24 protein-coding genes are annotated in these 24,759 nt (G+C 67.5%); 11 read left to right on the plus strand and 13 right to left on the minus strand.

Annotated features, from left to right (window positions below; translation table 11 throughout):
- Positions 1 to 53 precede the first annotated feature (53 nt).
- The 7 genes from ACOI2T_RS09190 to ACOI2T_RS09220 all read right to left on the minus strand — a co-directional run bounded on the left by ACOI2T_RS09190 (position 54) and on the right by ACOI2T_RS09220 (position 6,662).
- Complete coding sequence (locus ACOI2T_RS09190; protein WP_067851004.1) at positions 54 to 1,685, minus strand: monocarboxylic acid transporter; 1,632 nt, start codon at positions 1,683 to 1,685, stop codon at positions 54 to 56.
- Positions 1,686 to 1,693: 8 nt separating this feature from the next.
- Positions 1,694 to 2,047, minus strand: a complete 354-nt coding sequence (locus ACOI2T_RS09195) for a DUF485 domain-containing protein (protein ID WP_374214019.1) — start codon at positions 2,045 to 2,047, stop codon at positions 1,694 to 1,696.
- Positions 2,048 to 2,219: 172 nt separating this feature from the next.
- Entirely contained in the window at positions 2,220 to 3,950 is a 1,731-nt protein-coding gene (locus ACOI2T_RS09200; protein ID WP_409503199.1) for a sodium/solute symporter, read from the minus strand.
- Positions 3,947 to 4,348, minus strand: a complete 402-nt coding sequence (locus ACOI2T_RS09205; protein WP_067850685.1) for a hypothetical protein — start codon at positions 4,346 to 4,348, stop codon at positions 3,947 to 3,949. The genes ACOI2T_RS09200 and ACOI2T_RS09205 overlap by 4 nt, the downstream gene beginning before the upstream one ends.
- Positions 4,338 to 5,132, minus strand: a complete 795-nt coding sequence (locus ACOI2T_RS09210; protein ID WP_067850687.1) for a LytR/AlgR family response regulator transcription factor — start codon at positions 5,130 to 5,132, stop codon at positions 4,338 to 4,340. The genes ACOI2T_RS09205 and ACOI2T_RS09210 overlap by 11 nt, the downstream gene beginning before the upstream one ends.
- Positions 5,129 to 6,349, minus strand: a complete 1,221-nt coding sequence (locus ACOI2T_RS09215) for a sensor histidine kinase (RefSeq protein ID WP_409503198.1) — start codon at positions 6,347 to 6,349, stop codon at positions 5,129 to 5,131. The genes ACOI2T_RS09210 and ACOI2T_RS09215 overlap by 4 nt, the downstream gene beginning before the upstream one ends.
- Positions 6,350 to 6,365: 16 nt before the next feature.
- A complete protein-coding gene (locus ACOI2T_RS09220; protein WP_409503197.1) occupies positions 6,366 to 6,662 on the minus strand; it encodes a DUF732 domain-containing protein in 297 nt (98 codons plus the stop codon).
- A gap of 95 nt (positions 6,663 to 6,757) precedes the next feature.
- On the opposite strand from ACOI2T_RS09220, the gene ACOI2T_RS09225 reads away from it, so the two are divergent.
- On the plus strand, positions 6,758 to 7,336 hold the full coding sequence (locus ACOI2T_RS09225; protein WP_409503196.1) for an HhH-GPD-type base excision DNA repair protein: 579 nt from the start codon (positions 6,758 to 6,760) through the stop codon (positions 7,334 to 7,336).
- Positions 7,337 to 7,406: 70 nt separating this feature from the next.
- Here the strand turns inward: ACOI2T_RS09225 and ACOI2T_RS09230 are convergent, their stop codons facing one another.
- Positions 7,407 to 8,060 carry a nitroreductase family protein gene (locus ACOI2T_RS09230; protein ID WP_409503195.1) on the minus strand — a complete coding sequence of 218 codons (654 nt, stop codon included), beginning with the start codon at positions 8,058 to 8,060 and terminating at the stop codon, positions 7,407 to 7,409.
- A 45-nt stretch (positions 8,061 to 8,105) separates the two neighbouring features.
- Between ACOI2T_RS09230 and ACOI2T_RS09235 the strand changes: the two genes are divergently transcribed.
- Positions 8,106 to 8,255, plus strand: coding sequence for a DUF1059 domain-containing protein (locus ACOI2T_RS09235; protein ID WP_067850697.1), 150 nt, complete (start codon positions 8,106 to 8,108; stop codon positions 8,253 to 8,255).
- An 85-nt stretch (positions 8,256 to 8,340) separates the two neighbouring features.
- Here the strand turns inward: ACOI2T_RS09235 and ACOI2T_RS09240 are convergent, their stop codons facing one another.
- Positions 8,341 to 9,348: an Rv1157c family protein gene (locus tag ACOI2T_RS09240; RefSeq protein ID WP_409503194.1), complete on the minus strand. Its 1,008-nt coding sequence runs from the start codon at positions 9,346 to 9,348 to the stop codon at positions 8,341 to 8,343.
- Between the two features lie 42 nt (positions 9,349 to 9,390).
- Positions 9,391 to 10,011: a hypothetical protein gene (locus tag ACOI2T_RS09245; protein WP_067850702.1), complete on the minus strand. Its 621-nt coding sequence runs from the start codon at positions 10,009 to 10,011 to the stop codon at positions 9,391 to 9,393.
- A gap of 284 nt (positions 10,012 to 10,295) precedes the next feature.
- Between ACOI2T_RS09245 and ACOI2T_RS09250 the strand changes: the two genes are divergently transcribed.
- Entirely contained in the window at positions 10,296 to 11,465 is a 1,170-nt protein-coding gene (locus ACOI2T_RS09250; RefSeq protein ID WP_409503193.1) for a mannosyltransferase, read from the plus strand.
- Here the strand turns inward: ACOI2T_RS09250 and ACOI2T_RS09255 are convergent.
- Positions 11,434 to 11,727 (minus strand): 4a-hydroxytetrahydrobiopterin dehydratase, encoded by a 294-nt coding sequence (locus tag ACOI2T_RS09255; RefSeq protein ID WP_067850706.1) that lies wholly within the window; start codon positions 11,725 to 11,727, stop codon positions 11,434 to 11,436. The two genes, ACOI2T_RS09250 and ACOI2T_RS09255, sit on opposite strands and share 32 nt — an antisense overlap.
- A 27-nt stretch (positions 11,728 to 11,754) precedes the next feature.
- Here ACOI2T_RS09255 and ACOI2T_RS09260 point away from each other — a divergent pair, with 27 nt between their 5' ends.
- From ACOI2T_RS09260 to ACOI2T_RS09290, 7 genes are all read left to right on the plus strand, one after another.
- A complete protein-coding gene (locus tag ACOI2T_RS09260; protein WP_409503192.1) occupies positions 11,755 to 12,153 on the plus strand; it encodes a (deoxy)nucleoside triphosphate pyrophosphohydrolase in 399 nt (132 codons plus the stop codon).
- Positions 12,154 to 12,302: 149 nt separating this feature from the next.
- On the plus strand, positions 12,303 to 13,520 hold the full coding sequence (locus tag ACOI2T_RS09265; protein WP_409503191.1) for a nitrate/nitrite transporter: 1,218 nt from the start codon (positions 12,303 to 12,305) through the stop codon (positions 13,518 to 13,520).
- Complete coding sequence (locus ACOI2T_RS09270) at positions 13,517 to 17,191, plus strand: nitrate reductase subunit alpha (RefSeq protein WP_409503190.1); 3,675 nt, start codon at positions 13,517 to 13,519, stop codon at positions 17,189 to 17,191. The genes ACOI2T_RS09265 and ACOI2T_RS09270 overlap by 4 nt, the downstream gene beginning before the upstream one ends.
- 1 nt (position 17,192) lies before the next feature.
- Positions 17,193 to 18,833, plus strand: coding sequence for a nitrate reductase subunit beta (gene narH / locus ACOI2T_RS09275; protein ID WP_409503189.1), 1,641 nt, complete (start codon positions 17,193 to 17,195; stop codon positions 18,831 to 18,833).
- Between the two features lie 2 nt (positions 18,834 to 18,835).
- Positions 18,836 to 19,480 (plus strand): nitrate reductase molybdenum cofactor assembly chaperone, encoded by a 645-nt coding sequence (gene narJ / locus ACOI2T_RS09280; protein WP_085145795.1) that lies wholly within the window; start codon positions 18,836 to 18,838, stop codon positions 19,478 to 19,480.
- Positions 19,480 to 20,208 carry a respiratory nitrate reductase subunit gamma gene (narI, locus tag ACOI2T_RS09285; RefSeq protein WP_067850718.1) on the plus strand — a complete coding sequence of 243 codons (729 nt, stop codon included), beginning with the start codon at positions 19,480 to 19,482 and terminating at the stop codon, positions 20,206 to 20,208. The genes narJ and narI overlap by 1 nt, the downstream gene beginning before the upstream one ends.
- A 72-nt stretch (positions 20,209 to 20,280) precedes the next feature.
- The gene (locus ACOI2T_RS09290; protein ID WP_409503188.1) at positions 20,281 to 20,718 is read left to right on the plus strand and encodes a pyridoxamine 5'-phosphate oxidase family protein; all 438 of its coding nucleotides are present in this window, start codon (positions 20,281 to 20,283) and stop codon (positions 20,716 to 20,718) included.
- On the opposite strand, the gene ACOI2T_RS09295 is transcribed toward ACOI2T_RS09290, so the two are convergent.
- Positions 20,712 to 20,978 (minus strand): hypothetical protein, encoded by a 267-nt coding sequence (locus ACOI2T_RS09295; RefSeq protein ID WP_067850720.1) that lies wholly within the window; start codon positions 20,976 to 20,978, stop codon positions 20,712 to 20,714. The genes ACOI2T_RS09290 and ACOI2T_RS09295 overlap by 7 nt on opposite strands.
- A 286-nt stretch (positions 20,979 to 21,264) precedes the next feature.
- Between ACOI2T_RS09295 and typA the strand changes: the two genes are divergently transcribed.
- Positions 21,265 to 23,166, plus strand: a complete 1,902-nt coding sequence (gene typA / locus ACOI2T_RS09300) for a translational GTPase TypA (protein WP_067850723.1) — start codon at positions 21,265 to 21,267, stop codon at positions 23,164 to 23,166.
- A gap of 124 nt (positions 23,167 to 23,290) precedes the next feature.
- On the opposite strand, the gene ACOI2T_RS09305 is transcribed toward typA, so the two are convergent.
- Positions 23,291 to 24,685: a hypothetical protein gene (locus ACOI2T_RS09305; RefSeq protein ID WP_409503187.1), complete on the minus strand. Its 1,395-nt coding sequence runs from the start codon at positions 24,683 to 24,685 to the stop codon at positions 23,291 to 23,293.
- Positions 24,686 to 24,759 lie beyond the last annotated feature (74 nt).

A 24,759-nucleotide genomic window follows, 5' to 3' on the forward strand; every position in this document is an offset into this window, starting at 1 on the left:
CTCGCACAATTCGGGTCGCGAATGTGCGAGTCTGCGTCTGCTCGCGCAGGGGGCTAGTGCGCGCTGGCCTTCTCGGCGCCGACGCCGGTGAGCGAGCGGACTTCCATTTCGGCGGCGATCTCGGCGTTGCCGCGATCGGCCGGTGAGGTCAGCGTGCCGATGATGCCGAGGATGAATGCCAGCGGAATCGACACGATGCCGGGGTTGGCCAACGGGAACCAGGCGAAGTCGACGTTCGGCAGCATCGCGCCCTTCGCGCCGGACACGGCGGGGGAGAACACGATCAGCACGATCGTCGAGATCAGGCCGCCGTACATGCTCCACAGCGCTCCGCGGGTGTTGAACCGCGGCCAGTACAGCGAGTAGAGGATGGTCGGCAGGTTGGCCGCGGCGGCGACCGCGAACGCCAATGCCACGAGGAACGCGATGTTCTGCTCGGCGGCCAGGATGCCCAGGCCGATCGCCAGGATGCCGAGCACCACCACGGTGATGCGCGAAACCCGCACCTGCTCGTCCTCGGTCACCTTGTGGCTCTTCATCACGCTCGCGTAGATGTCATGCGCGAATGACGTTGCGGCCGTGATGGTCAGGCCCGCGACCACCGCCAGAATCGTGGCGAATGCGACCGCCGAGATGACGCCGAGCAGGATCACGCCGCCGAGTTCGAATGCCAGCAGCGGTGCTGCCGAGTTCTGCGCGCCCGGCGCGGCCAGGATCGCATCCGGCCCGACGAGCGCGGCGGCGCCGTAGCCGAGCGCCAGCGTGAACAGGTAGAAGGCGCCGATCAGCACGATCGCCCAGACGACCGAGCGGCGGGCTTCCTTGGCGGTGGGCACCGTGTAGAAGCGCATCAGCACGTGCGGCAGACCCGCGGTACCCAACACGAGCGCGATCGCCAGCGAGATGAAGTTGATCTGCGACGTCAACGATGCGCCGTACTGAGCGCCGGGGGCCAGCACATCGCGGCTCGCCACCGCCTCGGTGGCCGATCCGGACACCGCGGTCTGGGCCGAGCCGAGAATCTCGGAGAAGTTCAGCCCGAACTTGGCCAGCACCATCACGGTCATCAGTGCGGCGCCGCCGATCAGCAGGACCGCCTTGATGATCTGCACCCAGGTCGTGCCCTTCATCCCGCCGATCAGCACGTAGACGATCATCAGCAGGCCGACGACGGCGATGACGACGGCCTGGCCCACATCGCCCGTGATGTTGAGCAACAGCGCGACGAGACCGCCCGCGCCGGCCATCTGCGCCAGCAGGTAGAACAGGCAGACCGCGAGCGTGGTCGTGGCGGCCGCCATCCGCACCGGGCGTTGCTTGAGCCGGAAGCTCAGCACGTCGGCCATCGTGAATTTGCCGGTGTTCCTGAGTAATTCGGCTACCAGCAGCAGCGCGACGAGCCAGGCGACCAGGAATCCGATGGAGTAGAGGAACCCGTCGTAACCGTAAACCGCGATGGCTCCGGCGATGCCGAGGAAGCTGGCGGCCGAGAGGTAGTCGCCGGATATCGCGATGCCGTTCTGCGGGCCGGTGAATGCCCGGCCCGCCGTGAAGAACTCGGCCGCGGTGGCGTTGCGCTTGCTGGCGCGGATCACGATGAACAGCGTGACCGCGACGAACAGCGCGAAGATGCCGATGTTGGCGATGGGGTTACCCACCCCGCCCTCGGCGGCAAGGATGCTCAATTGGCTGGTCACTTGGCCATACCTTCCAGTTCATGCCGAAACGCCTCGGCGCGCGGGTCGAGCTCACGGTTGGCGAACCGGACGTAGATGGCGGTGATGGCGAAGGTGGACACGAACTGGCCGAGCCCGATCAGCAGGCCGACGTTGATGTTGCCCCACACCTTGGTGGCCATGAAGTCCGTCGCGAACACGCTCAACAGCACGTAGGCGAAGTACCAGACGAGAAACAGTGCGCTCATCGGGAACACGAAGCGGCGCAACCTGCTTCGCAGATCTTGAAATTCTGGGCTGGCCTGTACGGCCAGGTATTGCTCGCCGCTCAATTGCGGCATCTCGTGGGGTGGCAGATGGGTCTCGGGCACCGTGTCTCCTGACCTCGAATGTGAACCGGCTCCTACGGGGACCGTAGTTGAGACATGAGTCACATACCCACTGCTCTGGCGGTTGACACGCCGAAGCCCGGGGCGGCTGCGCTGAACGGTCGGTCGGTGACGACGAACGGCGGCCACATTCCTGGACTGTTCGGCGGAGAAACTAACCCCGTGGCACGCGTTCGATCCCCATGCCGAGCCGCTCCGGCACGTGCATGCGCGCGAAGATCTGGGCCACGCCGGGCGTGGGCCGGGTGAATCGGCTGACGAGGATCATCGTCAGAAACGCCAGCGGCACACTGACCGCGGCGGGATAGCCGACCATGACGGCGGGCCAGCCGCCCGCGACGTCCTCGTCGACGCCGCCGGCGATCGCGGCGATCACCGCGCTGCCGCACACCAGGCCGCCGACGACGAGCCCGCACGCGGCCCCGGCGGCGGTCAGCCCGCGCCACCAGATCCCGAGGACCAGCAGCGGGCACAGGGTGGACGCCGCGACCGCGAACGCGAGGCCGACACTGCGGGAGAGTTCGAGGCCGGATACGACGAGTGACAACGGAATCGGGATCAGGCCGCCGACGATCGCGGCGAGCCGGAAGTCGCGCACGCGCCCGCGCATGACGTCCGTGGCGAGCGCGCCGGCGATGCTGACCAGCAGCCCCGACGAGGTGGCGAGGAACGCCGCGATGGCACCTGCCGCCACGAGCGCGGCCAGGAGCTGCCCGAGCGCCCCGCCGATGGCAGCGCCGGGCGCCAACAGCACTGCGGCGTCGGCGGTTCCGGTGATGAGCAGCTGCGGGACGTACAACCGCGAGAACACCCCGAGCAGCGTCGGGAACAGGTAGAACAGCGACAGCAGCGCGATCACCGCCAGCGCGGTGCGGCGGGCCGCCCGCCCGTCGGGGTTGGTGTAGAAGCGCACGAGCACGTGCGGCAGGCCCATCGTGCCCAGGAAGGTCGCGACGATGATCGACAACACCTGGTAGAGCGGGTGCCCGCCACCCAGTCCGCCGCCCGAATCGATCCACTCCGAGCCCGTGCTCGGGGTTCCGGCCACGACCGGGGTCGCGGCACCGGCGTCGAGCGTGAGCGTGGTGCCCGGGCCGAGCGTGTGCTCGCCGGGCGCGCCGATGGTCGCGGCCTCGACCTCGCGACCGTCGAGCAGGCCCGACACGGCGATACCGCGCGGTTCGGCCACCTGGACGACGACGTCGGTCTCGATCGCGACCGTGGTCTGCTGCTGCACGCTCGGTGGCAGCGGGCCGCCGAGTTCGCCGCGGTCGTTGATGAACAGCCCGAGCAGCGCCAGGGCCGGGATGGCGATCGCCGTCAGCTTCAACCAGTACTGGAATGCCTGCACGAACGTGATCGACCGCATGCCGCCCGCCACCACGTTGGCGATCACGATCGCTCCCACCAACAGCGGCCCGATCCAAACCGGAACGCCCAGCAGGGTTTTCAGTGCCAGCCCGGCGCCTTGGTACTGCGGGGCCAGGTAGAACACGCAGATCACCACAACGACGAGCATCGCCACTTTGCGCAGACGTGCTGAGCCGAGCCGGAATTCGGCGAAGTCGGGAACGGTGTACGCGCCGGATCGGCGCAGCGGCGCCGCCACGAACAACAGCAGGCCCAAATAGCCCGCGGTGAATCCGACCGGGTACCACAATGCGTCGGCACCGTATTTGGCGATCAGGCCGGCCACCCCGAGAAACGATGCGGCCGAGAGGTATTCGCCGGAGATCGCGGCGGCATTCCATCGTGGGCCGACGCTGCGGGACGCGACGAGGAAGTCGGAGGTGGTGCGGGAGAACTTCACCCCGTAGGCCCCGATGGCGACGGTCGCGACGGCGGCGGTCAGCAGCGCCGCGGCGGTCAGCGGTGAACCGGTCATGGCTCGCTGTCGACGACGCGGACGAAGTCGCGCTCACCCTGTTCGGCCAGCCGCACATACAGTCGGCCGACGCCGTACAACAACGGGTAGATGAGACCGGCCAGGATCAGCCAGTTCAGCCGGATCCCGAACACGCTGAGGCCGGCCACCTCCGGCAGGGCGGTGGTCAGCAGCAGCACCGCCACCACGATCGAGACCACGACGGCGGCGAGCCGCAGCGCCAGGCCGAGCTGCGCGCGGACCAGGCCACGCACCAACGCGTCGCCGACCTGCGTCTGTTCCTGGACCTCGACGCGGGTGCGCACCATCCGCGCGCCGCGGCGGTGCGCCAGCACGACCCGTTGTCGCGCCGCGGCGGGCCGCGCATTGCTCCCCGGTGGGCGTTCGTTACTGGTCATCGGCGCCCGTCGGTTTGAGGTTGCGCATCGGATCGCGGACCAACCGGTCCCGGAGCTCACGGGCCTGGCGTCGGCTCACCGGCAGTTCGACCGCCGGCGACGCGCCGTTGGCGCGCAGCCGCACCAGCACCGCCCCCTCGGCCGTGCGCAGTCCGGTCACCTGCCGCAGCGACACCAGATACGAACGGTGGATGCGCTGGAATCCATGGTCGCGCCATCGGGTTTCCAACGTGCTCAACGGGATCCGGACCAGATGGGCACCGGTCGCCGAGTGCAGGCGCGCATAGTCGCCTTCGGCTTCGACCCAGCCGATGCTGTCGCGCTGCACGAGGTGGGTGATGCCGCCGAGCTCGGCGGGTATCACGGCGGAGTCCTGGTCGTCGGGCTCGTCCGGCTGAGCCGGCGTCGCGGTCTCGCCTGCGGTCGCGACGCGACGCACCGCCTCATCGAGCCGGTTCTGCCGGATCGGCTTGAGCAGGTAGTCGATGGCGCCCACATCGAACGCCGCGACGGCCTTGTCGTCGTGGGCGGTCACGAACACCACCGCGGGACGGTGGGCGAAGTTCGTGAGCACACCGGCGAGTTCGATGCCCGACAACCCGGGCATGTTGATGTCGAGGAAGACCGCGTCGATCGGGTGGCGGTTGAGTTCGCGCAGCGCCGAGGTCGCGTCGGCGGCGGTGTGAACCTCCGCGACGTCGGGGTGACGTCCCAGTAGATAGGCCAGCTCGTCGAGGGCGGGCGCTTCGTCGTCGACGGCAAGCACGGTCAGCTTCCTGCTCACCCGTACGCACCTCCGCCGGCCCGCACACCCGAACGGAATTTCGGCACTCGCATCACGACCTTGGTACCCGCTCCGATCGCCGTCTCGACCACCAGACCGTAGTCGTTGCCGAATGCCGCGCGCAGGCGATGGTCGACATTCGTCAGTCCGACGTGTGCGGACTGGTCGGTGCGGTCGGCCAGTGCGTCGCCGTGGCCGGCCCGCAGCGTGTCGGGATCCATTCCGGCTCCGTCGTCTTCGACGGTGATGACGCAGTCCGCACCCTCGTCGCGCGCGACGATCTCCACCGCGCCGCCGCCCTGCCCGGCCAGGCCGTGGCGCACCGCGTTCTCCACGAGCGGCTGCAGCGCCAGAAACGGCACCACCACATTGAGCACCTCGGGCGCGACCTGCAACCGCACCGTCAGCGCCGCGCCGAACCGGGCGCGCTCCAGAGTGAGATAGCGGTCGATGTTGCGCAGTTCCTCGGCCAGCGTCGTGTACTGCCCGGCCGCCCGGAACGAGTACCGGGTGAAGTCGGCGAACTCCAGGATCAGTTCGCGCGCCCGGTCGGGATCGGTGCGGACGAACGACGCGATGGTGTTGAGCGCGTTGTAGATGAAGTGCGGGCTGATCTGCGCGCGTAATGCGAGCACCTCGGCGCGGTCGAGCCGCGCACGCGACGCGTCGAGCTCGGCCAGCTCGATCTGGCTCGCGGCATACCGCGCGACTTCGCCGATGGCGCCGAGCATGCCGGGTCCCGGCGTGCCCGCCGTCACCACGACCAGCGCGCCCAGTACGTCGCCGCTTTCGGTGAGCAGCGGTTGGGCAATGACGGCGGCGAGCCGCCAATCGGACACCGCGGTGGCCCGGACACTTTTCAGCACCCGGCGTTGGCCGGCGATGGAATCGCGAGCCGTCACCGCGCATGCGTCGACCACATCGGCTTGCCATAGCGGCTCGTCACCATCCCGTGCGAGCAGTTCCCCGTCGCCGTCGAACAGCGCGAGCCCGTCGGTCACCGTCAGCCCGCGCAGGAACGGGGCGGCGGTCCGAGCGGACTCGGTGTCCAGACCGCGACGCAACGCGCGGGCCGCCAGCGAAGCGGTGTGCAGGGCGGCGTGCACGGCCCGTTCGGTCGGCGTGGCGACCACGCGGCGGGTGCGCACCACGAAGACCGCGGCCACTGCCGTCAACATCAGCGCCAACGCCAGCGCTATCGCTACCTCAGCCGACATGTGCTCGCCGGTTCGCCTACTGAACGGGGCAGGCGTACTTCCTGGCCACGTCCATCACCCGCTCCTGTGCTCCGGGGCCGATAACCCCCTGAGCGGCCAATTCCAAACCGATGTATCCAGGTATGCCGCCGACGCACGCCTGATGGGCAACTCGCCACGCCGTGTCCGGGTTCAGGTTGTAGCCATTGCGTTGCAGGCCCTGCAGGTATTCGTCGAATGCCGGGGTGCCCTGGTCGGGGATCGCACTGGCCGTGCCGGCCAACGCGATGGCGGCAACCACCGCTGCAAAACCAGCCGTAACCACACGTCTCATGTTCGTCTCCTACGGGCATATCCACCGGTTATCGCGTACACGTTCGCACACTTCACCGACGCAGATCGCTGAACCGAACCCCTTAGACTGGCGACGTGGGAAAACTGCAGCTTGTCCAAGACCCGGAGGCCGACGCGTTGCTGGAGGCCAACCCGTTCGCGCTGCTGGTCGGCATGCTGCTCGACCAACAGATCCCGATGGAGACGGCGTTCGCCGGGCCCAAGAAGATCGCCGACCGCATCGGCGGCGTCGACGCCCGCCAGATCGCCGACTACAACCCCGACGAGTTCGTGGCGCTGTGCTCGGAAACGCCTGCGATCCATCGCTTTCCGGGTTCGATGAGCAAGCGCGTGCAGGATCTCGCGCGAGCCATCGTCGACGACTACGACGGCGATGTCACCGCACTGTGGACCGAGGGTGACCCGGACGGCAAAGAGGTGCTGCGCCGGCTCAAGGGTCTGCCCGGGTTCGGTGACCAGAAGGCGCGGATCTTCTTGGCGCTGCTGGGCAAGCAATACGGCGTGACGCCGAAGGGCTGGCAGTCCGCGGCCGGTGATTACGGCAAGGCAGGCACCTATATGTCGGTGGCCGACGTCGTGGATGCCGGCTCATTGCAGAAGGTGCGCGCGTACAAGAAGGACATGAAGGCCAAGGCGAAAGCCGCCAAGGCCTAGCTGGGCTCGTCGAGTCTGCGGTGAGATCGCTCTTTTGGGCCAGAAGGCGATCTGTGCGCAGTCTCGGCGCCTAGAACGCGGGCCCGTCGAAGCGCTCACGTGTGGCGATCTCGGACACCGGTTTGCGCGTGAGCTTGGTCAGCTGTCGCACCGGCTTGCCGAGCGGCAGCACCGCGGCGACCGCGAAATCGTCGGGTATGCCCAACAGCGCCTTCACTTTCGGTTCCTCGGCGACCATCATCGTGGTCAGCACGCCGCCATAGCCCTCGTTGCGGGCAGCCAACAGGATGTTCCACACGAACGGATACACCGAGGCGCCGGACACCACGCCGATGCGGTCGAGATCCTGGTCGAACGCGGCCACCACCCCGAGATCGACGCACACCACGAGCACGACCGCGGCGTCGAGCAGTTGCGTGGCCCGCGGCACTTGCACTGCTGCCAGATCGTCGGCTGTTACGCCCATGGGATGCAATGGGTTCCATGGGTTCTCGCCGTTGCGCTTCTGCGCGATGTAGCGTCGCGCACCGGTGACGCTGAGGTCGGCGAGCGACTCGCGGGTGTCGCGGTCGCGGACCACCACGATGCGCGTGCCCTGCCGATTGCCTCCGCTGGGCGCGAAGCGGGCGTGGCGGAGGATCCGTTCGAGCACCTCGTCGGGGAGTGGATCGTCGGTGAACTGCCGGGTGGCCCCGGTGGTGCGCATGACGTCGTAAAGCTCCATGCCTACATCCTTTTGTCGGTAGACGACCTATGCAATTGTGAAGATATGGCGAAGACACATCTCAACTGCCCCTGCGGTGAAGCGATCACCGGTACCGACGAGGACGACCTCGTCGAGAAGGCACAGACCCATCTGGCCGAGGCCCACCCCGGCCGCGAATACGACCGCGAGATGATCCTGTTCATGGCGTACTGATCGGCCCATCTGACAAACAACAAAATTCCCGGTCGCCAGCCGAGGCCGGCGACCGGGAATTCCGTTTCCCCATTTTCTACTGTGGTCAGGGCACCACCGTCGAACCGATGGTGGGCATGAATTGGCACTGCTTCTCAGTGGTCGTGACCTGGCCGAAGATCGTCGACATGATGCTGCCCGAGCCGGTGTCGGCGATGGCGGTCAACGTGGTCGGCCCCTGAGGGTTGATGTCCGAGCGCGGCTTGAGCGTCGCGCTGCCCGACTTGCCGGTGGTCAGGTTCACCCACGTGACGTTCAGCGGCAGCTTCTGCTCAGCGGCCGGGCCGGGCGTTCCGACGGCGGTGAACACGTAAGCGGTCTGGCCGGGGCCGGGGCCGGGTGCCGGTATCTTCGCCGGGCCGGCGACCGAAATGGCCGTCGCCAGAACGTTTCCGCCGTCCTTGAGGCAGCCGTTGCTGATGGACGGGTACATGAAGTCCTGCGTCGGCGGCGTGTCCGGTCCGAATCCGGGCGGGGGAGTCGGCCCAGGCGCCGGCGCGGCGGCGCCTTCGGGTGCGGGAGCGGGCGCAGGTGCGGCCTCCGGCGCGGGGGCGGGAGCCGGTGCGGGGGCGGCCTCCGGGGCAGGAGCCGGTGCGGGTGCTGCCGCCTCGGGCGCCGGCGCCGGCGGCGCTGCCTCCGGCACGTGCAGCGCCGGCCCGACCGCATGGGCCGGGTCGACGCCTGCGGGCAGGTGCGCGTCGAGGCCCGCGCCGGCAGCCGGAATGTGCTCTGGTGCCAGGGCCACCGGCGCCGCCGCGGCCGGTTCGGTGACGAACTGGTTGACCGCCGTCGCGACATTGCGAGAGTCGGCCGGTGCCTCCTTGTTGGCGGCGAAGGCCTGCGCGGCCGCCATCAACAGCTGTGCCGCCCCGGCCGGGTCGGCTGCCGCCTGCTGGATGATCGGGCTCAGCCCTTCCACCGCCGACAGGCCGGGCGCTTGCAGCCCGTCGATCGGCAGCGGCGCCGGGTCGGCGTTGGCTACGCCGCTGCCGAACAGCAGCGCGGCCGAGGAACCGATCGCGACGACGGTGGCGAACAGCTTTTTCGATGACATGGCTCTCCCAATGCGTTTCGGGCGGTCAGACCAGTTGGGTGATCAGGGCAAGCCGGCGGTCAGCAGCGGCGCGAGGGCCAACGCCCCCGGAGCGCTCGCGGCAGAGGCGGTCGGCACGCTCGCCGCGGGTGCGGCTGCACTTGCCACCGGGGCCGTCGCGCTGGTGGCCGTCGGGGCGAGGTTGGCGAGCTGGCTGCCGACCGGCGCGAGCGACGCCAGGTCACCCGGGATGTTGATCTGCTGCGGCAGCGGGACCGGCATGCCCGGCACCTGCGGGATCTTCACCTCGGCCGACGGAATCAGGTTGGCGACGCCGTTGGCGGCCGGTGCACCCGCGGTGGTTGCGGCGGGAGCGGTCGGAAGCGCGGGCTGGGCAACGGTCGCCGGAGCCTGCGGCAGGGTCACCGACGCGGTTGCCGACGGGGCCGGGGCCGGCGCGGCCGCCGGGGTACCGGTCAGCGCCGACGCGACACCTTGCAGCAGCTGCGGCGCCGCGCCAGGCACGCCGGCGAGCTGGTTCACGATCGGCACATTCGGCACGCCGGGTGCCGGCGGCGCCGGCACGGGCTCCGCGTTTGCCGTGGCGCTGAGCGCCAACGCGACCGGGAGGGCGCCCGCCGCCGCGATCATGCTGGTGGAAAATGCTTTCCAGGTGAGTTTCATGGTTCTCCCAATCGGTTGACTGCACGTCTGTGCCCGAAACTATCGAGTTACTGGTGTTACTCAAGTGACACGTGTGGCGGTTATTCAACCGTTACGGCAGTGACTGGAATCGGTTATCCGGCCGCGGCGGGTGCTCCCGGCGCCGACTGTCACGCTGGCGTGGCTCCCGGGGCCCAGCGTCACGCTGGCGTGACAGCGGCGGGCCGGCCGCTAAAGTCGGGCCGGTAAACACGACATCGGCTACCACCGTCACAGCATCGGCGCGGCTGCAACGCCTGGCGCCGATGTTGCTGATCGCCAGCATCGTGGCGCGGCTCGCGTGGACGTACCTGGTGCCGAACGGGGCCAACTTCGTCGACCTGCACGTGTATGTCGGCGGCGCGGATGCGCTTGACGGGCCGGGCGCGCTCTACGACTACGTCTACGCCGACCAGACACCCGACTTCCCGTTGCCGTTCACCTATCCGCCGTTCGCGGCAGTGGTGTTCTATCCGCTACACCTGCTGCCGTTCGGCGTGGTGGCACTGCTGTGGCAGATCGGCACGATCGCCGCGCTGTACGGCGTGGTGCGGATCAGTCAGCTTCTGCTCGACGCGCAGGCCGACCGGCGTGTCGGCATGCTCTGGACGGCCGTCGGCATCTGGACCGAACCGCTGCGCAGCACATTCGACTACGGCCAGGTCAACGTCATCCTCGTGCTCGCGGTGCTCTACGCGGTGTACTCGACGCGGTGGTGGGTGTCGGGTCTGCTGGTCGGCCTTGCCGCGGGCGTGAAGCTCACCCCGGCGGTGTCGGGGCTGTACTTCCTCGGCGCGCGCCGCTGGGCCACCGTGGTGTTCTCGGCCGCGGTGTTCTTCGCGACGGTCGGGGTGTCGTGGCTGATCGTCGGGGAACAGGCCCGCCGCTACTTCACCCAGCTGCTCGGCGACGCCGACCGGATCGGGCCGATCGCCACGTCGTTCAACCAGTCCTGGCGCGGCGGCATCTCGCGCATCCTCGGCCACGACGCCGGATTCGGACCGCTGGTGCTGCTCGGCATCGTGGTCACGGCGATCCTGGCCGTGTTGGCTTGGCGCGCCATCGGCGGCAGTGCCGACCGGCTCGGCGCGATCGTGGTGGTGAGCCTGTTCGGGCTCCTGTTCTCCCCGATCTCGTGGACGCATCATTGGGTGTGGCTGATCCCGTTGATGATCTGGCTGCTGCACGGACCGCTCGCCGACCGTCTCGGCGCGCGGATTCTGGGCTGGGGTTGGCTCGCGTTGACGCTCATCGGGGTGCCGTGGCTGCTCAGTTTCGCCCAGCCGAGCATCTGGGAGATCAGCCGACCGTGGTATCTGGCCTGGGCCGGCCTGGTCTACATCGTCGCCACGTTGGCGACGCTGGCATGGATCGCCGCGGACGCGAGGAGCAAGCCGGCAGACGCTAGCTCGCCCCGTCGGCCAGTATCCGGTTGATCTCCTCGGCCATCTGAACGTCCTTTTCGGTGATGCCGCCCGCGGAGTGCGTCACCAATGCGAAAGTGACTGTCCGCCAACGGATATCGATATCCGGATGATGGTCCTTCTCCTCGGCGAACTCGGCGACGCGGCGGACCGCGTCGATACCGTCGAGGAAGGTCGGGAACTTGACGGATCGGCGCAGCGCACCGGCCGCACGCTCCCAGCCGGGCAGGTCGGGTAACGCGGCGTCAACCTGATCATTCGATAACACAGCCATGGGTTCGACCGTATACCGTCGGGCGCGATGGATGAGCAGATCGTCGTTGCGGGGGCACTCATTTCGGGAGCCGCCCTGCTGGTGGCCCAGCGGGACCGGCCCGCGGCACTCGCCGGGCTGTGGGAACTGCCGGGCGGCAAGGTGGCCGCGGGGGAGAGCGATGCCGCGGCCCTGGTTCGAGAGTTGCGCGAGGAACTCGGTGTCGAGGTGACGGTGGGTGCGCGCCTCGGCGCCGACGTCGCGCTGAGCGACGCCATGACGCTGCGTGCCTACCGGGTGTCGCTGACCGCGGGCAGCCCGCAGCCGCATGACCACCGTGCCTTGCGCTGGGTGAGCGCCGACGAACTCGACGGATTGGCGTGGGTTCCGGCGGATCGGGCCTGGGTCGCCGACCTGGCGTCCGCGTTGCGATCGCCTCTCCCTTGACCGGTTTGCTGTTGTAGCCACAGTTAACTGTTGTGGCACAAGGGATCAATTCCGACACAGCCATGTTGCGAATTACGTTTCCGTGAAGGTGCCCGTAACGTTTGCGCGAAAATCACGCGGTTGCTGGTGGGTGATGTTTTCCTGGACTGGTGAGCACGGCCACCACGCCGTACACCGGTCGGCGCCAGAGCTTGAACCTTGTGCTGGCGACTTGGGTATCGGCCATCAACTTCTGGGCCTGGAACATGATCGGGCCGTTGTCCACGACCTACGCCGGAGACATGAGGCTGAGCAGTACGGAAGCCTCGATGCTGGTCGCCACGCCGATCTTGGTCGGATCGCTGGGGCGGATCGTGATCGGTTCGCTGACCGACCGATTCGGCGGGCGAACGATGTTCATCGCGGTCTCGCTCGCCTCGATCCCGCCCGTCGTGGCGGTCGGGTTGGCCGCCGAGGCCGGCTCATACCCGCTGCTGCTGGTCTTCGGGTTCTTTCTCGGTATCGCGGGCACGATCTTCGCCGTCGGTATCCCGTTCTCCAACAACTGGTATGAACCGTCGCGCCGGGGCTTTGCGACCGGCGTGTTCGGCATGGGCATGGTCGGCACCGCACTGTCGGCGTTCTTCACGCCCCGGTTCGTGAACTGGTTCGGACTCATGGCCACTCACATCATCGTGGCCGCGGCGCTCGCGTTGACGGCAGTGCTGTGCATCATGGTGATGAAAGATGCCCCGGCCTTCGTGCCGAACACCGACCCGGTGCTGCCCAAGCTCAAGGCCGCCGCGAAACTGGCTGTCACGTGGGAGATGTCGTTCCTGTACGCGGTCGTGTTCGGCGGATTCGTGGCGTTCAGCAACTACCTGCCGACCTACATCAAGACCGTCTACGACTTCCCGGCGGTCGAAGCCGGTGCCCGAACCGCCGCGTTCGCCCTCGCCGCCGTGCTGGCCCGGCCGATCGGCGGTGCCCTCTCGGACCGGATTCCGCCCAAATACGTGGTCTTGGTGTCATTCGCCGGTACCGCACTGATGGCTTTCGTCGCGGTGTTCGAGCCGCCGCCTGATGTGTGGTCGGCGGCGACATTCATCACGCTGGCAATATTCCTCGGCATCGGCACCGGCGGCGTGTTCGCCTGGGTGGCCCGCCGCGCGCCCGCCAAGTCGGTTGGCTCGGTCACCGGAATCGTCGCCGCGGCAGGCGGTTTGGGCGGCTACTTCCCGCCGCTCGTGATGGGCGCGACGTATGACCGGGTCGGCAACGACTACACCGTCGGCCTGCTGTTGCTCGTGGCGACCGCGCTGGTGGCGTTGGCCTACACCGCACTTCGGCTGCACGCGCACGAACCCGTCAAGGAGCCCAAACCGTGACCAGACCACACGTCGGCGGACCCGTCGAGGAACTGCTGGAACGCAGCGGCAGGTTCTTCACGCCGGGCGAGTTCTCGCCGGACCTGCGCAGCGTCACCCGTCAGGGCGGCCGTGCGGGTGATGTGTTCTATCGCGACCGGTGGAGCCACGACAAGGTCGTGCGTTCGACTCATGGCGTCAACTGCACCGGGTCGTGCTCGTGGAAGATCTACGTCAAGGACGGGATCATCACGTGGGAGACACAGGAAACCGATTACCCGTCGGTCGGGCCGGACCGGCCGGAATACGAACCGCGCGGTTGCCCGCGCGGCGCGGCGTTCTCCTGGTACACCTACTCACCGACACGGGTGCGCTATCCCTACGCGCGCGGTGTGCTCGTCGAGATGTACCGCGAGGCCAAAACACGGCTGGGTGACCCCGTACAGGCCTGGGCCGACATCCAGGCCGATCCGCAGCGGCGGCGCCGGTACCAAAACGCCCGCGGTAAGGGCGGTTTGGTGCGGGTGAGCTGGGCCGAGGCCACCGAGATGATCGCCGCCGCGCACGTGCACACGATCAAGACGTATGGGCCCGACCGAGTCGCGGGATTCTCGCCGATCCCGGCGATGTCGATGGTCAGCCATGCCGCCGGCTCGCGGTTCGTCGAATTGCTCGGCGGTGTGATGACGTCGTTCTACGACTGGTACGCCGATCTGCCGGTGGCCTCCCCGCAGGTATTCGGGGATCAGACGGACGTGCCGGAGTCGGGCGACTGGTGGGATGCCGCGTATCTGATGATGTGGGGGTCCAACGTCCCGGTCACGCGAACGCCGGACGCGCACTGGATGGCCGAGGTCCGCTACCGCGGAACCAAAGTCGTTTCGGTGAGCCCGGATTACGCCGACAACACCAAGTTCGCCGACGAGTGGATGCCGTGCGCCGCGGGCACCGACGGTGCGCTCGCGATGGCGATGGGCCACGTCATCCTCTCCGAATGCTTTGTGCAGAAACGAGTTCCGTACTTCGTCGACTACGTCCGCAAGTTCACCGATCTGCCGTTCCTGGTCAAGCTCGAGGAGCGCGACGGCGCACTCGTGCCTGGCAAGAACCTCACCGCCGCCGACCTCGGCCAGGACACCGAGAACGCGGCCTTCAAACCCGCGCTGCTCGACGGCGCCAGCGACAGCGTCGCGATACCGCAGGGGTCACTGGGATTCCGCTTCGGCGACAGCGGGATCGGCAATTGGAACCTCGACCTCGAAGACCTGGTGCCCACGCTCACGGTTGCCGCCGAGGGCGGTGAGACCGCCGCGGTTCGGCTGCCCCGGTTCGACACCACCGACGGTCACGGCGAGACGATGGACCGCGGCGTCCCCGTCCGGCGCGTCGGCGAGCACCTTGTGTGCACGGTGTTCGATCTGATGCTCGCCCAGTACGGTGTGGCCAGGCCCGGCCTGCCGGGCGACTGGCCGGCCGGCTACGAGGACACCACGCAGCCCTACACGCCGGCCTGGCAGGAGGAGATCACCGGGGTTTCTGCCGCCCAGGCGATCCGGGTGGCCAGGGAATTCGCGCGCAGCGCAGAGGAATCCAACGGCCGGTCGATGATCATCATGGGCGCGGGCATCTGCCAGTGGTTCCATGGTGACGCGACTTATCGCGCGGTGCTCGCGCTCCTGTTGCTGACCGGCTCGATGGGCCGCAACGGCGGTGGCTGGGCGCATTACGTCGGGCAGGAGAAATGCCGCCCTGTCACCGGGTGGGCGACGATGGCGATGGCCACCGATTGGACACGACCGCCACGGCAGATGGCCGGAACGTCGTACTGGTATGCCCACACGGGCCAGTGGCGCTACGACGGATACCGTGCCGATGCGCTGGCCAGCCCGCTGGGGCGCGGCCGGTTCCGCGGCAAGCACACCATGGACGTGCTCGCGTCGGCCGCGGCCATGGGCTGGAGCCCGTTTTTCCCGCAGTTCGACCGCTCCAGCCTCGACGTCGCGGACGAGGCGCGTGCAGCCGGACAGGAGATACCGGCGTACGTCGCGAGCAAGCTGGCCGACGGCACGCTCAAACTCGCGGTCACCGATCCCGACAACCCGGCCAATTGGCCACGCGTGCTGAATGTCTGGCGCGCGAATCTGCTCGGCTCGTCGAGCAAGGGCAATGAGTACTTCCTGCGTCATCTGCTCGGCACCACGTCCAATCTGCAGGCGCAGCCGACGCCGGAGAACCTGCGCCCGGCGGGCATCACCTGGACCGAGGACATCCCGGAGGGCAAGCTCGACCTGTTGATGTCGATCGACTTCCGGATGACGTCGACGACGCTGCTCTCCGATGTCGTGCTGCCCGCCGCGACGTGGTACGAGAAGGCCGACCTGTCGAGCACCGACATGCACCCGTACGTACACGCCTTCAGCCCGGCAGTGGACCCGCCGTGGGAAACCCGGTCGGATTACGAGGCGTTCGGAGCGGTCGCCCGTGCGTTCAGCGTCCTGGCCGCCGAGCATCTGGATGTGCGTACCGACGTGGTGCTGGGCACTTTGCAGCACGATACCCCCGGTGCGATGGCCTATCCGTCTGGTACCGAACGGGATTGGCGCACCACCGGCGAGGCGCCGGTGCCGGGGAAGACCATGGGCCCGCTGGCGGTGGTCGAGCGGGATTACGGGGCGATCGCCCAGAAGTGGGCCACGCTCGGCCCGCTCGTCGACACGCTCGGGGTCACGACCAAGGGCGTGACGACGCATCCGACCGAGGAGGTAGGCGAGCTCGCGGCGAAGTTCGGGGTGATGGATTCCGGTCCTGCGCAAGGCCGTCCGGCGATGACGACAGCCGAGCGCATGGCCGACGTGATCCTCGCGCTTTCGGGCACCTCCAACGGCAGACTGGCGGTGGAGGGCTTCCGTGAGCTCGAGCGACGCACCGGTCGCCGGTTGGTGCACCTGGCGGCGGGAAGCGAGGAACGCCGCATCACCTACGCCGACACGCAGGCCCGCCCGGTGCCCGTGATCACCAGCCCGGAATGGTCGGGCAGCGAAACCGGCGGCAGGCGCTACGCACCGTTCACCGTGAACATCGAAGAGCTCAAACCGTTCCACACCCTCACCGGCCGCATGCACTTCTACGTCGACCATGACTGGCTGGAGGAACTCGGCGAGCAACTGCCCGTCTATCGTCCGCCGCTCGACATGTCGCGGTTGTTCGGTGAGCCGGAACTCGGTCGCGACGGGGTGGGGCTCACGGTGCGCTACCTCACGCCGCACTCGAAGTGGTCGATCCACTCCGAGTACCAGGACAACCTGTTCATGTTGTCGTTGTCGCGGGGTGGTCCGACGATGTGGATGAGCCCGGCCGATGCCGCGAAAATCGAAGTACAGGACAATGATTGGGTCGAAGCGGTCAACCGCAACGGCGTGCTGGTGTGCCGCGCGATCGTCAGCCACCGCATGCCCGAGGGCGTGGTGTACGTCTATCACGCGCAGGAACGCACGATCGACGTGCCGCTGACGGAAACCACCGGTAACCGCGGCGGGATCCACAACTCGCTGACCCGGCTGCTGATCAAACCGAGCCATCTGGCGGGCGGATATGCGCAGCACTCCTACGCCTTCAACTATCTCGGCCCGACCGGAAACCAACGCGACGAGGTGACGGTGGTGCGCCGCCGCAGCCAGGAGGTGACCTACTGACATGAAGGTCATGGCCCAGATGGCGATGGTGATGAACCTGGACAAGTGCATCGGGTGTCACACCTGTTCGGTGACGTGCAAGCAGGCCTGGACCAACCGCTCGGGCACCGAGTACGTGTGGTTCAACAACGTCGAGACCCGGCCCGGACAAGGTTATCCGCGCACGTACGAGGATCAGGAGAAGTGGCGCGGCGGTTGGCGTCTCGACGGGCGGGGCCGGCTGCGCCTGCGTGACGGCGGCCGGTTCTCCAAGCTGGCGCGGATATTCGCCAACCCGAAGCTGCCGTCGATCGACGACTACTACGAGCCGTGGACCTACGACTACGAGAACCTCACCTCGGCACCCCTCGGTGAGCACATGCCGGTCGCGCCGCCACGCAGCCTCATCAGCGGTGAGCCGATGAAGGTGTCCTGGTCGGCGGCCTGGGATGACGATCTGGGCGGGTCCCCGGAGATCGTGCCCGGTGACCCGGTGCTGCAGAAGGTCAGCGAACAGGTCAAGCTCGAACTCGAGCAGACCTTCATGTTCTACCTGCCGAGAATCTGCGAGCACTGCCTCAATCCGTCGTGCGTCGCCTCGTGCCCGTCGGGCGCGATGTACAAGCGGTCCGAGGACGGCATCGTGCTCGTCGACCAGGACCGGTGCCGTGGCTGGCGCATGTGCGTCTCCGGATGTCCTTACAAGAAGGTCTATTTCAACCACAAGACCGGCAAGGCCGAGAAGTGCACGCTGTGCTACCCGCGCATCGAGGTCGGCCTGCCGACGGTGTGCTCCGAGACGTGCGTGGGCCGGCTGCGTTACCTGGGCCTGGTGCTCTACGACGTCGACCGGGTGCTGGAAGCCGCATCGGTCCCCGACGACAAAGACCTCTACGAGGCGCAGCGCGGAATCCTTCTCGATCCGACAGATCCCGAGGTGATCGCCGGTGCGCGAGCCGAGGGCATCTCCGACGAATGGATCGAGGCCGCGCAGCACTCGCCGATCTACAGGCTCATCCACACGTACGGTGTGGCGCTGCCCCTGCATCCGGAGTTCCGCACCGTTCCGATGGTCTGGTACATCCCGCCGTTGTCACCGGTGGTCGACGCGGTCAGCCGCGACGGGCATGACGGCGAAGACGTCGGCAATCTGTTCGGCGCGCTTGAGGCGCTGCGCATCCCGATGGAGTATCTGGCCGGCTTGTTCACCGCGGGTGACACCGCCGTGGTCGAGGGAGTGTTGCGCCGGCTCGCCGCGATGCGCTCCTACATGCGCGACATCAACCTCGGCCGCGAGACCCAGCCCCACATCCCGCAGGCGGTCGGCATGACCGAGCAGCAGATGTACGACATGTACCGGCTGCTCGCCCTCGCGAAATATGAAGAACGCTATGTCATTCCGACGGCCTACAGCACCGAGGGGCACGCGGTCGAGGAGCCGGGGTGCTCGTTGTCGTTCGACGGTGGGCCGGGCATGTACGAGTCGGGTCCGTTCGGTGAGGCCAGCGGTGGGCCGGTTCCGGTGGCGATCGAGACATTCCACGCCCTGCAACACCGCCAGACCACCGGCGGCATGGCGGCCAACGCCGACAACCCGTCGCGCGTGAACCTGCTCAACTGGGACGGCAGGGGAGTGCCCGCCGGGATGTTCCCGGAGGAGTAGCCATGAAGCTCCGGCGCAGACCAGATCTCACGCTGCAGGACCGCGTGGTGTGGCAAGCGGCCTCGCTGCTGCTGGCCTATCCCGACGAGCGGCACCAGGCCCGCCTCGACACGGTCGAGGGCCTGCTTGCCCACATCGCCGGTGAGCAGGCGCGGCTTATCGCCGAAACCCTTACGGCGCTCCGTGATACGCCCGCGATGGCATTGGCGGCCCAGTATGTCGACACATTCGACCTCAAGAAATCCACCACCATGTTGTTGACGTACTGGACCGGCGGCGACACCCGCAACCGGGGTGCACAGATGGTGGTCTTCACGCAGGCCTATCGCGACGCCGGGGTGCAACCGCCCAGACAGGAAGCGCCCGACCACCTTCCGGTGGTGCTGGAGTTCGCCGCCACGGTCGACCCGGTCGCGGGCCGGCGGCTGCTGGCCGACCATCGCGTACCGATCGACGTTCTCCGGCATGCGTTGTCCGATGCCGGATCGCCGTACGCGCCCGCGGTGGCCGCGGTGTGCTCGACATTGCCCGCCGTGTCCGGCGGCGATGCCCGGCATCTGCTGCGGTCCGGACCGCCCACGGAATCGGTTGGCTTGCAGCCGTTTCAATTGACGGTGCCGCCCCGGCGCGTTGAGGAAGGGGTCTGATGTCTGGTTGGGAGATCTTCTGGGACGTCGTGCCGTACGTGACGCTGGCGATCGTCGTGGTCGGCCTGTGGTGGCGCTACCGCTATGACAAGTTCGGCTGGACCACCCGCTCGTCTCAGCTCTACGAATCGCGGCTGTTGAGAATCGGCAGCCCGATGTTCCACTTCGGCATCCTCGTGGTGATCGTGGGACACATCATCGGGTTGGTGATCCCGGAGTCCTGGACCAGGGCGGTCATGAGCGACCACGTCTATCACATCCAGGCGGTGACCCTCGGCGGTCTCGCGGGCGTCACCACATTGGCAGGCATCGCGCTGCTGGTGTACCGCAGGCGCACCACCGGACCGGTGTTCATGGCCACCACGGCCAACGACAAGGTGATGTACGTGGTTCTGGTGCTGGCCATCGTGGCCGGAGTGTCGTGCACATTCATCGGCGCGAGCCCGGCGGGTGCCGAACACGATTACCGCGAGACCGTGGCGCCGTGGTTCCGGTCGATCTGGATTCTGCAGCCCCGCGGCGACCTGATGGTGCAGGCACCGCTGTACTTCCACATCCACGTGATGATCGCGCTCGTCCTGTTCTGCCTGTGGCCGTTCACGCGTCTCGTGCACGTGTTCAGCGCGCCCATCGGCTACCTGTTCCGGCCCTACATCGTCTACCGCAGCCGTGACGTCGCGGGGCGCGGTGAACTCGTCGGTTCCCAGCCGCACCGCCGCGGGTGGTGACTGAGGACTTTCGGCTCTGTCGTATCCGCACCCTGGCGCGGCATGCTGGGTGTGTCGAAGGAGGTTGACCTCATGCCCAAGGGACAGGAACTCGACGTGCTCACCCGCAGGCAGTGCCTGGATCTGCTGCAGCGGGTCAGGGTGGGTCGCCTGGTGTTCACCGAGGACGCGTTACCGGCCGTGCAACCGGTCAATTTCCGGCTGACGCACGACGACGTGGTGATCCGGGTCGCGGGCGGAGCCAAGTTGACGGCCGCCACCGAGAACCACGTCGTGGCGTTCCAGGCCGACGAGCTGGATCCCGATCTGCGCACCGGCTGGAGCGTGACCGTCGTCGGCCATGCTCAGCCGATCACCGACGTCGACGAGTTGGTGGAAGTGGCCGGGACGTTCGTCCAACCATGGGTCGACGGCCGTCGGGACCACTTCGTCCGCATCCGCGCCGAGAAGGTGACCGGACGGCAGATCCGGGAACAGAGCGTTCCGCACTACCAGGGCGAGGCTCAGTAACGCAGCCGGTCCCCGACCACCCGGACCGCGTTGTCATGATGCTGCGCGGTGTACAGCGGATGCAGCAGCATCGGATGACGGCAGTGCGCGCACGACTCCTGCGGGCGGTTGACCGATGCGAACGTCAGGTGGTGGCATTCGCTGCACCGGACCACGTAGCACGCGCCGATCCAGTTCGCCATCCCGACGTAGATCGCCACCGTGGTCGCCGTGGCCAGCACCATGATCAGCGCGACGGTGAGCACTTCGTAGACCGTCATGTTCGGACCTCCAAGCACGCAAGACGCACCCTGACGGATACCTCAAACGGTACTCGCGAACCTTAGGATTTCCTGGCCCGTTTGAAGACTTTGTCGAGTTCGCTGCCCCGCAGCCCACTCAGCTCGGCCTTGCGGACCTTGTGCAGGACGACCGGGCACCGTTTGCACCGAGGCTTGCTGCGGCAGCACTTCTTTTTGGGCTTCAGGCCGGCGAGCTTGGCGGACTTCAACGTGACGGGGCTCTCTCGTTTTCGTGATCGGGTCGACTGCCTGCGAGAATTGTGGCGTGGATTCGCACCCAGACTTTCGCAACGTCGCCATCGTGGCCCACGTTGACCACGGCAAAACGACCCTAGTCGACGCGATGCTGCGGCAATCGGGTGCGTTGACGCACCGTGGCGACGACGCTACCGAACGCATCATGGATTCCGGTGACCTGGAGAAGGAAAAGGGCATCACGATCCTCGCCAAGAACACCGCGGTGCATCGCCACCACAATGACGGCACGGTGACCGTCATCAACGTCATCGACACCCCTGGCCACGCCGACTTCGGCGGTGAGGTCGAGCGCGGGCTGTCCATGGTCGACGGCGTGGTGCTGCTCGTCGACGCCTCTGAGGGCCCGTTGCCGCAGACCCGGTTCGTGCTGCGCAAGGCACTTCAGGCGCACCTGCCGGTGATCGTGGTGGTCAACAAGACCGACCGGCCCGACGCGCGCATCAGCGAGGTGGTCGAGGCCAGCCACGACCTGCTGCTCGACGTCGCATCCGACCTGGACGACGAGGCCGCCGCGGCCGCCGAGCGCGCGCTGGACCTGCCGACGCTCTACGCGTCGGGCCGCGCAGGCATCGCGAGCACTGTGCAGCCCGCGGACGGTGAGGTGCCCGAGGGCGACAACCTCGACCCGCTGTTCGACGTGCTGATGAAGCACATCCCGCCGCCATCGGGTGACCCCGAGGCGCCGCTGCAAGCGCTGGTGACCAACCTCGACGCCTCGGCGTTCCTGGGCCGGCTCGCGCTGATCCGTATCTACAACGGCCGGCTGAAGAAGGGCCAGCAGGTCGCGTGGATGCGTGAGGTCGACGGATCGCCCGTGATCACCTCGGCGAAGATCACCGAACTGCTGGCCACCGTCGGCGTCGAGCGCAGCCCCACCGACGAGGCCGTCGCCGGAGACATCGTCGCGGTTGCGGGCCTGCCCGAGATCATGATCGGCGACACGCTGGCCGATCCCGACCACGCGCACGCGCTGCCCCGCATCACCGTCGACGAACCCGCGATTTCGGTGACGATCGGGACCAACACCTCGCCGCTCGCGGGCAAGGTGTCCGGACACAAGCTGACGGCCCGCATGGTCCGCAACCGGCTGGACCAGGAACTCGTCGGCAACGTGTCGATCCGGGTGGTCGACATCGGCCGCCCGGACGCCTGGGAGGTCCAGGGGCGTGGCGAGCTGGCGCTGGCCGTGCTGGTCGAACAGATGCGGCGTGAGGGCTTCGAGCTGACCGTCGGCAAGCCGCAGGTGGTCACCAAGAACATCGACGGCAAGTTGCACGAGCCGTTCGAGGCGTTGACGATCGACTGCCCGGACGAGTTCGTCGGCGCGATCACGCAGCTGATGGCCGCGCGCAAGGGCCGCATGGAAGAGATGACCAACCACGCGGCCGGATGGGTCCGCATGGATTTCATCGTGCCGAGCCGCGGGCTGATCGGTTTCCGCACCGACTTCCTCACCGAGACACGTGGCACCGGCATCGCCAACGCGGTGTTCGAGGGCTACCGGCCGTGGGCGGGGGAGATCCGGGCCCGGCACACCGGATCGCTGGTGTCCGACCGGTCCGGCACGATCACCCCGTTCGCGATGATCCAGCTGGCCGACCGCGGGCAGTTCTTCGTCGAACCCGGCCAGGACACGTACGAGGGCCAGGTGGTCGGTATCAACCCGCGCGCCGAGGATCTCGACATCAACATCACGCGCGAGAAGAAGCTGACCAACATGCGGTCGTCGACGGCCGACGTCATCGAGACGCTGGCCCGGCCGCTGGAGCTGGACCTGGAAAAGGCCATGGAATTCTGCGCGGCCGACGAGTGCGTCGAGGTGACACCGGAGATCGTGCGCGTGCGCAAGGTCGAGCTCACCGCGAGCCTGCGGGCCCGGGCAAAGGCACGGGCCAAGGCCAGGGGCTAGCTCTCTGCACGTCGAGTCTGCGCTCCGGGCGCGAAAGTACGAGTAACCCACGCCCTGCACGCAGACTCGAATGCCGAACCGGCCCCCTCCCTGGCTGAGAGGGGGCCGGCCGAGCGGAATCGGGTTATCCGCTCGCCCCCGACCCATCGGAGTCGTTGTCGCCCTTGGCGTCATCGTCGGCGCCGGACTTCTCGTCGTTCTTCTTGGGCTCGCTCTTGTTGCCGCCGAGGGCTTTCTTGACCCCGTCGGTCACCTTCGCGACCGTCTTGTCGACGTCTTCGCTGATGTTCTTGAGCGCGGTGCTCAGCTTGGTGGGCTTGCGGTGCTTGGGAGTTCCGGTGCTCTCGCCCGGTGTCACCTTGTTGCCATCGTCGGCCTCGGTGCCGTCAGCCGAATCTGACTCCGCGGACACCGTTTCGGCTTGGGGTTCGACGGCGAGGGTGACCGTCTTCTCGGGTTCGACCTTCGACGGCGTAGCCGCCGCAGGCGTGATCGCGTCGGCCAGCATGCGCGGTACATCGACCACGAGCCGGGCGATGATGCCGTTGTTGCTCAGCAGGCCGCCACCGAACTGGCCGCCGTTGAGTACCGCATCGGTGATGTTCCCGGGAGCGGCGATGAGTGCGCTGAGTGCGGCAGCGGTGTCGCCCTCGATCAGGGCATCCGATATCGCCTGCGCCGATGTGCCGGTTGATTGGAAAGCCATCCCGACGGCGGAGATGGCCGCGAATCCCAGTGAAATCGGCAGCGATGCAGCGGTTTCCAGCACTTTGTTGAGATTTGCCGACATCTGGACGGGAATCTGCAGCAGATTTGCCATCGGGAACAGGCCGAATGCGGTGCCGATGAGCCCGCTGAAGAGCGCATTCGATGCGCCGATGAAATCGTTGGCCTGGGCCAGCTCGAACGCCTTGACCAGGCCGCTGGCGAACCCGTTGGGATACGACGGGTCGAAGAGTGCGCTCAGCGTTGTCGGGATGACGCTGCCCATGGTGTCGGCGACCATGGTCGCGTAGCCGATCTGATTCATCAGGGCCTGCCGCAGGAACGGAGCCGGATCGGCAAGCCACTGCTCTCCGATCCAGGCGACGTTTCCGAACGCTGTCGTGAAGATGTCGGCCCACTGCGCGATGGGATCGAACACGATGCCGAGGTCCGGCGGTGCCAGCGCTTGCGTTCCGGTGTCTGCCGAGACACCTTGCAGCCCAGGGCTTCCCGTGGCACCCAGTGCTTCGGCGATCGCCTTTCGGGCGAGAACCAGATTCTCGAGTGCACCGTTGATCGGCGTCGGGTTGCTGACGATCGGGGCGATGGCGTCGAAGGCGTAAGCGGTCGTCAGCTCTGGCGACATGGCGCCGGCGGAGACGTCGGGCGTCTCGAGGTTCTGCACGGCGGCCGACAGTTCGACCGAGCGAGTCTGGGCATCCGGTGGCGGTGCGGTGATGGGGGTGACCGCGATGACGCTCGCGCCGGCGATGGCAATGCCTGCCGTCGCGTATGGCCGCAATGCTGATCGCAACTGTGTCTCCTTGTTCCGTGGGCTGTGACGACGGTCATAGCGACCGACGGGCGAGACGGTATCTGAGATTCAGC

Source organism: Mycolicibacterium wolinskyi str. Jessa 2025, assembly GCF_049241375.1.
GTDB lineage: Bacteria > Actinomycetota > Actinomycetes > Mycobacteriales > Mycobacteriaceae > Mycobacterium > Mycobacterium wolinskyi.

Excerpts from the sequence above, each read along its gene's own strand:
- ACOI2T_RS09200 (WP_409503199.1), bottom strand. The coding sequence starts at position 3,950 with ATGACCGGTTCACCGCTGACCGCCGCGGCGCTGCTGACCGCCGCCGTC.
- ACOI2T_RS09205 (WP_067850685.1), bottom strand. The coding sequence starts at position 4,348 with ATGACCAGTAACGAACGCCCACCGGGGAGCAATGCGCGGCCCGCCGCG.
- ACOI2T_RS09215 (WP_409503198.1), bottom strand. The coding sequence starts at position 6,349 with ATGTCGGCTGAGGTAGCGATAGCGCTGGCGTTGGCGCTGATGTTGACG.
- ACOI2T_RS09220 (WP_409503197.1), bottom strand. The coding sequence starts at position 6,662 with ATGAGACGTGTGGTTACGGCTGGTTTTGCAGCGGTGGTTGCCGCCATC.
- ACOI2T_RS09230 (WP_409503195.1), bottom strand. The coding sequence starts at position 8,060 with ATGGAGCTTTACGACGTCATGCGCACCACCGGGGCCACCCGGCAGTTC.
- ACOI2T_RS09235 (WP_067850697.1), top strand. The coding sequence starts at position 8,106 with ATGGCGAAGACACATCTCAACTGCCCCTGCGGTGAAGCGATCACCGGT.
- ACOI2T_RS09240 (WP_409503194.1), bottom strand. The coding sequence starts at position 9,348 with ATGTCATCGAAAAAGCTGTTCGCCACCGTCGTCGCGATCGGTTCCTCG.
- ACOI2T_RS09245 (WP_067850702.1), bottom strand. The coding sequence starts at position 10,011 with ATGAAACTCACCTGGAAAGCATTTTCCACCAGCATGATCGCGGCGGCG.
- ACOI2T_RS09250 (WP_409503193.1), top strand. The coding sequence starts at position 10,296 with ATGTTGCTGATCGCCAGCATCGTGGCGCGGCTCGCGTGGACGTACCTG.
- ACOI2T_RS09255 (WP_067850706.1), bottom strand. The coding sequence starts at position 11,727 with ATGGCTGTGTTATCGAATGATCAGGTTGACGCCGCGTTACCCGACCTG.
- ACOI2T_RS09260 (WP_409503192.1), top strand. The coding sequence starts at position 11,755 with ATGGATGAGCAGATCGTCGTTGCGGGGGCACTCATTTCGGGAGCCGCC.
- narH (WP_409503189.1), top strand. The coding sequence starts at position 17,193 with ATGAAGGTCATGGCCCAGATGGCGATGGTGATGAACCTGGACAAGTGC.
- narJ (WP_085145795.1), top strand. The coding sequence starts at position 18,836 with ATGAAGCTCCGGCGCAGACCAGATCTCACGCTGCAGGACCGCGTGGTG.
- narI (WP_067850718.1), top strand. The coding sequence starts at position 19,480 with ATGTCTGGTTGGGAGATCTTCTGGGACGTCGTGCCGTACGTGACGCTG.
- ACOI2T_RS09290 (WP_409503188.1), top strand. The coding sequence starts at position 20,281 with ATGCCCAAGGGACAGGAACTCGACGTGCTCACCCGCAGGCAGTGCCTG.
- ACOI2T_RS09295 (WP_067850720.1), bottom strand. The coding sequence starts at position 20,978 with ATGACGGTCTACGAAGTGCTCACCGTCGCGCTGATCATGGTGCTGGCC.